The sequence below is a fragment of the Isoptericola sp. NPDC055063 genome (assembly GCF_053608125.1).
In genome coordinates, this window is the sequence record NZ_JBSGUW010000026.1 from 1 (window position 1) to 6,186 (window position 6,186).

At 74.3% G+C, this 6,186-nt stretch carries 8 protein-coding genes; 2 read left to right on the top strand and 6 right to left on the bottom strand.

What is annotated here, in order from left to right; genetic code table 11:
- Positions 1-69 precede the first annotated feature (69 nt).
- The 3 genes from fbaA to ACWF41_RS21325 form a co-directional block, all read right to left on the bottom strand.
- Positions 70-1,089: a class II fructose-bisphosphate aldolase gene (gene fbaA, locus ACWF41_RS21315; protein WP_380326279.1), complete on the bottom strand. Its 1,020-nt coding sequence runs from the start codon at positions 1,087-1,089 to the stop codon at positions 70-72.
- A gap of 107 nt (positions 1,090-1,196) precedes the next feature.
- On the bottom strand, positions 1,197-1,916 hold the full coding sequence (locus ACWF41_RS21320) for a TrmH family RNA methyltransferase (protein WP_380326276.1): 720 nt from the start codon (positions 1,914-1,916) through the stop codon (positions 1,197-1,199).
- Positions 1,913-2,746 (bottom strand): SDR family oxidoreductase, encoded by an 834-nt coding sequence (locus tag ACWF41_RS21325; RefSeq protein WP_380326273.1) that lies wholly within the window; start codon positions 2,744-2,746, stop codon positions 1,913-1,915. The genes ACWF41_RS21320 and ACWF41_RS21325 overlap by 4 nt, the downstream gene beginning before the upstream one ends.
- Before the next feature lie 90 nt (positions 2,747-2,836).
- Here ACWF41_RS21325 and ACWF41_RS21330 point away from each other — a divergent pair, with 90 nt between their 5' ends.
- Both ACWF41_RS21330 and ACWF41_RS21335 read left to right on the top strand, forming a co-directional pair.
- The gene (locus ACWF41_RS21330) at positions 2,837-3,577 is read left to right on the top strand and encodes an HAD-IIA family hydrolase (RefSeq protein WP_380326282.1); all 741 of its coding nucleotides are present in this window, start codon (positions 2,837-2,839) and stop codon (positions 3,575-3,577) included.
- Positions 3,570-3,860: a hypothetical protein gene (locus ACWF41_RS21335; RefSeq protein ID WP_380326270.1), complete on the top strand. Its 291-nt coding sequence runs from the start codon at positions 3,570-3,572 to the stop codon at positions 3,858-3,860. The genes ACWF41_RS21330 and ACWF41_RS21335 overlap by 8 nt, the downstream gene beginning before the upstream one ends.
- A 3-nt stretch (positions 3,861-3,863) precedes the next feature.
- Here the strand turns inward: ACWF41_RS21335 and ACWF41_RS21340 are convergent, their stop codons facing one another.
- From ACWF41_RS21340 to ACWF41_RS21350, 3 genes are read right to left on the bottom strand one after another with little or no spacing between them, the layout of a single operon-like run.
- Positions 3,864-4,658, bottom strand: coding sequence for a hypothetical protein (locus tag ACWF41_RS21340; RefSeq protein WP_380326268.1), 795 nt, complete (start codon positions 4,656-4,658; stop codon positions 3,864-3,866).
- Positions 4,655-5,239 (bottom strand): orotate phosphoribosyltransferase, encoded by a 585-nt coding sequence (gene pyrE, locus ACWF41_RS21345; protein WP_380326265.1) that lies wholly within the window; start codon positions 5,237-5,239, stop codon positions 4,655-4,657. Before pyrE ends, ACWF41_RS21340 begins: the two co-directional genes overlap by 4 nt.
- Before the next feature lie 55 nt (positions 5,240-5,294).
- On the bottom strand, positions 5,295-6,068 hold the full coding sequence (locus tag ACWF41_RS21350) for an SDR family NAD(P)-dependent oxidoreductase (protein ID WP_380326263.1): 774 nt from the start codon (positions 6,066-6,068) through the stop codon (positions 5,295-5,297).
- Positions 6,069-6,186 lie beyond the last annotated feature (118 nt).

Here is a 6,186-nt window from a genome sequence, read left to right on the forward strand (position 1 = left end):
GGCCCGCACATGGTGCGGACCGCCCCTTCGAACTACCTCGGCGAGTTGTGAACTACCTCGGCGAGAGGGTCACATCTTGTGGCCGGCGGAGCGCAGCTGCTGCGCGGCCTCGACGATGCGGGCGGCCATGCCGGCCTCGGCCAGCTTGCCCCAGGCGCGCGGGTCGTACGCCTTCTTGTTGCCGACCTCGCCGTCGATCTTGAGGACGCCGTCGTAGTTCTTGAACATGTGCTCGACGACCGGGCGCGTGAACGCGTACTGGGTGTCGGTGTCGATGTTCATCTTGATGACGCCGTTGTCGACGGCCTCCGAGATCTCCTCGGCCGTGGAGCCCGAACCACCGTGGAACACGAGGTCGAACGGGTTCTGGACGCCGATCTCGTCGCCCACGGCCTTCTGGATGTCCGCGAGGATCGACGGGCGCAGCTTCACGGCACCCGGCTTGTACACGCCGTGCACGTTGCCGAAGGTGAGGGCCGTCAGGTAGCGGCCCTTCTCGCCGGCGCCGAGCGCCTTGACGGTGGCGAGGCCGTCCTCGGCCGTCGTGTAGAGCTTGTCGTTGATGGCGGCCTCGTGACCGTCCTCCTCGCCGCCGACGACGCCGACCTCGATCTCGAGGATGGTGCGCGCCGCCTGCGACAGCTCGAGGAGCTCCGCGGCGATGACGAGGTTCTCCTCCAGCGGGATGTCCGAGCCGTCGAACATGTGCGACTGGAAGGTCGGGTTCTTGCCGGCCTTGACCTGCTCCGCCTCGAGGGCGAGCAGCGGGCGCACCCAGGAGTCGAGGTTCTTCTTGACGCAGTGGTCGGTGTGGATCGCGATGTTCACCGAGTAGTTCTTCGCGACCTCGGTGGCGTAGGCGGCCAGGGCCAGCGAGCCGACGACACGGTCCTTGATCGTGGCGCCCGAGGCGTACTCGCCGCCCCCGACGGAGACCTGGATGATGCCGTCCGACTCGGCCTCGGCGAAGCCCTGGAGCGCGGCGGTGACGGTCTGCGACGACGTGATGTTGACGGCGGGGTAGGCGAACTTGCCGGCCTTCGCCCGGTCGATCATCTCGGCGTAGACCTCGGGGGTTGCGATAGGCATCTGCGGTACTCCAATGACGGGGCGTACGAGGATGCAGCGGGCTTCGTCGCGACGGGCGCCGTGCGACCCGCATGCACCCGGATTTTCTCACGACGGAGTCGTGCGAGTCACATGCCGTCGGCTGGGTGAGACGGCGGGAGCCACCTCGACGCCCACGCGTGCATCGCGATCGCCCCGGCGGCGCCCGCGTTGAGGGAGCGCGTGGAGCCGTGCTGGGTGATGTGCAGGACGACGTCGCACGCCTCCTGGGCCTCCGCCGTGAGGCCCGTGGACTCCTGCCCGAGCAGCAGCACGCACCGCGCCGGCAGCACGTAGCCCTCCAACGGCACCGACCCGGGCACGTTGTCGATCCCGACCACGGGCAGGGCGGCGCCGTCGTCCGCCGACGCCGCCCACGCCGCGAGCGCCGGCGCGTCCGGGTGGTGGTGGACGTGCAGGTAGCGGTCCGTCACCATGGCGCCGCGCCGGTTCCACCGTCGCCGTCCGACGACGTGCACGCCGGCGGCGTTGAAGGCGTTGGCGGTGCGCACCACCGAGCCGATGTTGAGGTCGTGCGCCCAGTTCTCGATGGCCACGTGGAGCTGCCGGTCGGCGGGGCGGCGCGCGTCGAGGTCGGCGACCACCGCTTCGACGGTCCAGTACCGGTACGGGTCGACGACGTTGCGCCGGTCGCCGTGCGCCAGCAGGTCCGGGTCGTAGCGAGGGTCCGGGGCGCCGTCGGGCGTGCGCGGCCACGCGTCCGGGCCGCCGGGCCACGGGCCGACACCGACCTCGCGCTCCGCCGCGCGCTCGGCCTGGGGCTCGGGCTCGGGCTCGGTCCCGCTCACCGGCCGGCCAGCCACTCGTCGTAGGTGGTGGTGCCGACGGCTGCGCCGGGCACGAGGTTGCGGCCCGCGCGGAAGAACTCGCCGAGCGGCCCCGGCAGCGGCACCCCGACCAGCACCCGGCGCGACCCGTGCGCCCGCCGCCAGGCGCGCGCCATGGTGCGGGCGTCCAGCACCTGCGGGCCGCCGACGGTCGCGGTCGGGGCACCGCTCGGCCCGGTCGCTGGGGCGACGCCGAGCGGGTCGTCGCCCTGCGCGGCGTCGACGAGGGCGCGGGCGACGTCGCGCAGGTCGATCGTCTGGAAGCGGCAGCCGCGCGGGTACGGCAGCAGGCCGAGCCGCGACCAGGCGCCCAGCCGGCTGTCGGTGCCGAAGAAGATGCCGAGGAAGTCGTGGAACTGCGTGGCCCGCACGACCGTCGCCGGGGCGGGCCCGGCCGCATACACGCGCTCCTGCTCGGCGTGAGCGCGGTAGTACGGGTAGCCGCTCCGGTCCACCCCGGCGATCGACAGCACGACGACGCGGCCCACCCCCGCGCGACCGGCCGCCTCCGCGACCCGCCCGGCCCCGGTGGTGAACACGGCCTGCGCGCCGGGCGCCATCCCGTTGCTGGTGTCGACCACGGCGCCCGCGCCGTCGAAGGCCGCGGCCAGGGCCGCGAGCACGCCCGCGTCGTCGTCCGCGAGCAGGTCCACCGCGTGATGCGCGGCGCCGCCCTGGTCCTCCGGCCCCCGGCGCGACACCACGCGCACCTCGTGCCCCCGCGCCTCGGCCTCGCGCACGACGGCGCGGCCCGCCTGCCCGGTGCCGCCCACCACCACGATCGTCGTCATGGCCCCATCCTGGCGGACGCACGCGGACGGCCCGCGCACTAGGGTGAGCGCGTGAGCGACGAGCGACGGATCGAGTGCTGGCTGACCGACATGGACGGCGTCCTCGTGCACGAGGGGCAGGCCATCCCCGGGGCGCCGGAGTTCATCCGCGCCCTGCGCGACGCGGAGCGTCCGTTCCTCGTCCTCACGAACAACTCGATCTTCACGCCGCGCGACCTGCGCGCTCGCCTCTCGACGTCGGGCATCGACGTGCCGGAGGAGGCGATCTGGACGTCGGCGCTCGCGACGGGGCAGTTCCTGTCCGACCAGGTGCCGAACGGCTCGGCGTACGTGATCGGCGAGGCCGGCCTCACCACCGCGCTCTACGAGGCGGGGTACACGCTCACGGAGTCGGACCCGGACTACGTGGTGCTCGGCGAGACGCGCACGTACTCCTTCACCGCCATCACCAAGGCCATCCGCCTGGTGCGCGACGGGGCCCGGTTCATCGCCACCAACCCGGACACCACCGGGCCGTCGGCCGAGGGCCCGCTGCCCGCGACCGGCGCCGTCGCGGCGATGATCCAGGCCGCCACCGGCCGCTCGCCGTACTACGTGGGCAAGCCGAACCCGATGATGTTCCGCTCCGCGCTCAACCGCATCGACGCGCACTCCGAGGTGACGGCGATGATCGGCGACCGCATGGACACCGACGTCGTCGCGGGCATCGAGGCCGGCCTGGAGACGTTCCTCGTCATGACGGGGTCCACCTCCCCCGCCGAGATCGACACCTACCCGTTCCGTCCGTCGCACGTCGTGGACTCGATCGCGGACCTCGTCGGCCGTGTCTGACGACGTCGAGGGCACCCCGGTCGCGCAGCCTGCGGGCCGCGCGGCCCGTTGGAGCACCTGGGTGGCGGTCGCCTCGGTCGTCGTCGGCGGCGTCCTCGTCGTCCTGGGCCTGACGCGCCCGACCGGCTACGCGTCGTTCGGCTGGTTCGCGTACGCCCCGCTCTCGGACACGACGTTCTTCCCGGTGACCCCGTACCTCTGGGTGCCCTTCGCGCTGATCGGCGTGGGCGCACTGCTGGTCGGGCTCGGCGCCGGCTTCCTGATCGCCCGCCGACGGCGCTGACCCTCAGCGCGGGGCGTACGCCGCGGCCCGCGCGACGAGCTGGGCGACGTCGTCCACGACGACCAGGTCCTGGTGACCCCGGCGCCACCACAGCAGCGTGTCGCCGTCGAGCCGCACCCGGCCACCGTGCAGCGCCTCGGCGCCCTGCCGGGCCAGGTCCGCCCCGCCGCCGTCGCCCAGCCAGGCGCGGGCGGTGCGCACGCTCTCGGTGGTCACGCGGAACGCGCGGTCGAAGTCCGGCACGCCGACCTCGACGTCGTGGCGCAGCGCGTCGGCGACCCCCGCGGCGGCCACCTCCACCGTCCCGTGCGCGCGGTCGAGGCGGGTGAGGACCAGGTGGTAGGGGTCGGAGAGGGTCGCCGGGCCGGACTCCCGGGCCCCGGTCTCCGTGACCGTGCCGCCGGAGCGACGCTGGACGCCCAGCTCGAACGTCCACACGTCGCGGCCGTCCACCCGGGAGCGCAGCACCGCGCCGTACGTGTGCCCGACGTCGCTCGCGAACGGCGCCCGCTTCGGGAACGACAGCGCCTCCCGCGGGGGCTCCGGGTGCTCGCCGCCGAGCTCGGTCCAGCGCCCGGTCGCGACGAGGCGGTCGACGTCCTCGGCGCTCCGCGCGATCCAGCGGCGCTGGGCCCGCAGGTAGCCGAGGCCGCCCACGACGGCCGCGACGGGCACGAGGACGTACGCGACCCACGCGTCGAACACCCCGAGACCCGCCAGCACGGCGGCCGCGACCACGACCGCCATCGGGACGACGAGGATCGAGAGGCCGGGCCGCGCCGCGCCCGGTCGGCTCACGCGAGGCCGAGGTCGGACAGGTCGTACAGGTAGTGGTAGGGCACCCCGAGCGCCTCGATCTTCTCGCCGGCGCCGGTGGCGCGGTCGACGATCGTCGCGCAGCCGAGCACCTCGGCGCCGGCGGCGCGCAGGGCCTCGATGGCCGTGATGGGCGAGCCGCCGGTGGTCGTCGTGTCCTCCAGGACCACGACCTTGCGGCCCGCGACCTCGGGGCCCTCGATCTGGCGCTGCATGCCGTGCGCCTTCGCCGCCTTGCGGACCACGAACGCGTCGAGGTCCTGCCCGCGCGACGCGGCGGCGTGCAGCAGGGCGTCCGCGATCGGGTCCGCGCCGAGGGTCAGGCCGCCGACGGCGTCGACCTCCGCCGTGCCGAGCCCGACCTCCTCGAGGTGGTCGAGCAGCACGTGGCCGACCAGCGGGGCGGCGCGGTGGTGCAGCGTGATGCGGCGCAGGTCGACGTAGTAGTCGGCCTCCTTGCCGGAGGAGAGCGTCACCTTCCCGTGCACGACGGCGAGCTCTGTGATGAGGTCGCGCAGCTGCTCGCGGGGGGTGGGGCCGAAGGAAGCGTCGGTGGTCGTCACGGGCTCCAGGGTACGGGGCGGGAGCCCCGCACCCCGTGCCGGGGACGACGGCCCGTCAGCGGTACTTGCCGACGGCGCGGACGGCGGAGCGCGGCGCGAGGCGCAGCAGGGCGGAGGCCGCCTTGTACCGGACGGACGGGGTGGAGATGACGACGCCGCGACGCACGTCGGCGAGCGCGTCGGAGACCACGCGCGGCGCGTCCAGCCAGCCCGCGTCCGGGATCGTCGACATGTCGATGCCGGCGCGGTCGTGGAACTCGGTGCGCACGAACCCCGGGCAGAGGGCCGTGGCGGTGACGCCGGTGCCCTGGAGCTCGACCGCCAGCCCCTCGGTGAACGACCGCACGAACGCCTTCGCGGCGGCGTACGTGCCCCCGGCGGTGAGCGCGGCGACGGACGCGACGTTGAGGATCGCGCCCCGCCCGCGGGCCGTCATCTGCCCGGTCGCCGCGTGCGACAGCACCAGCACCGCGTGCACCATCACGTCCAGCGCCCGCAGCTCGACGTCGAGGTCGCCCCCGACGAACCGCTGCGCGGTCGCGAACCCGGCGTTGTTGACGAGCAGGCCCACCGGTCGGCGGTCGTCGCCCTCCTCGTCGCCGGTCACGGCGAGACGCGCGGCGACGCGCTCCAGGTCCGCGGGCACCGACAGGTCGGCGGGCAGCACCTCCACCCGGACGCCCGCGGCGGCGCGCACCTGCGTGGCGACCTCCTCGAGGCGGCCGACGTCGCGCGCCACGACGACGACGTCGTGTCGCGCGGTGGCGAGCTGCCAGACGAACTCCAGGCCGAGGCCGGCGGTGGCGCCGGTGACGAGCGCGGTACCCATGGGGGCAGCCTAGTGGCGGCCGGCCGGGCCTTGGCCCTCCGGCTCGGCTTCGGCACCAAGGGGTGAACGGGCCCGTGACGTAGCGGTGGGTCGTCGTCCGGCTCCAGGACGACGACCC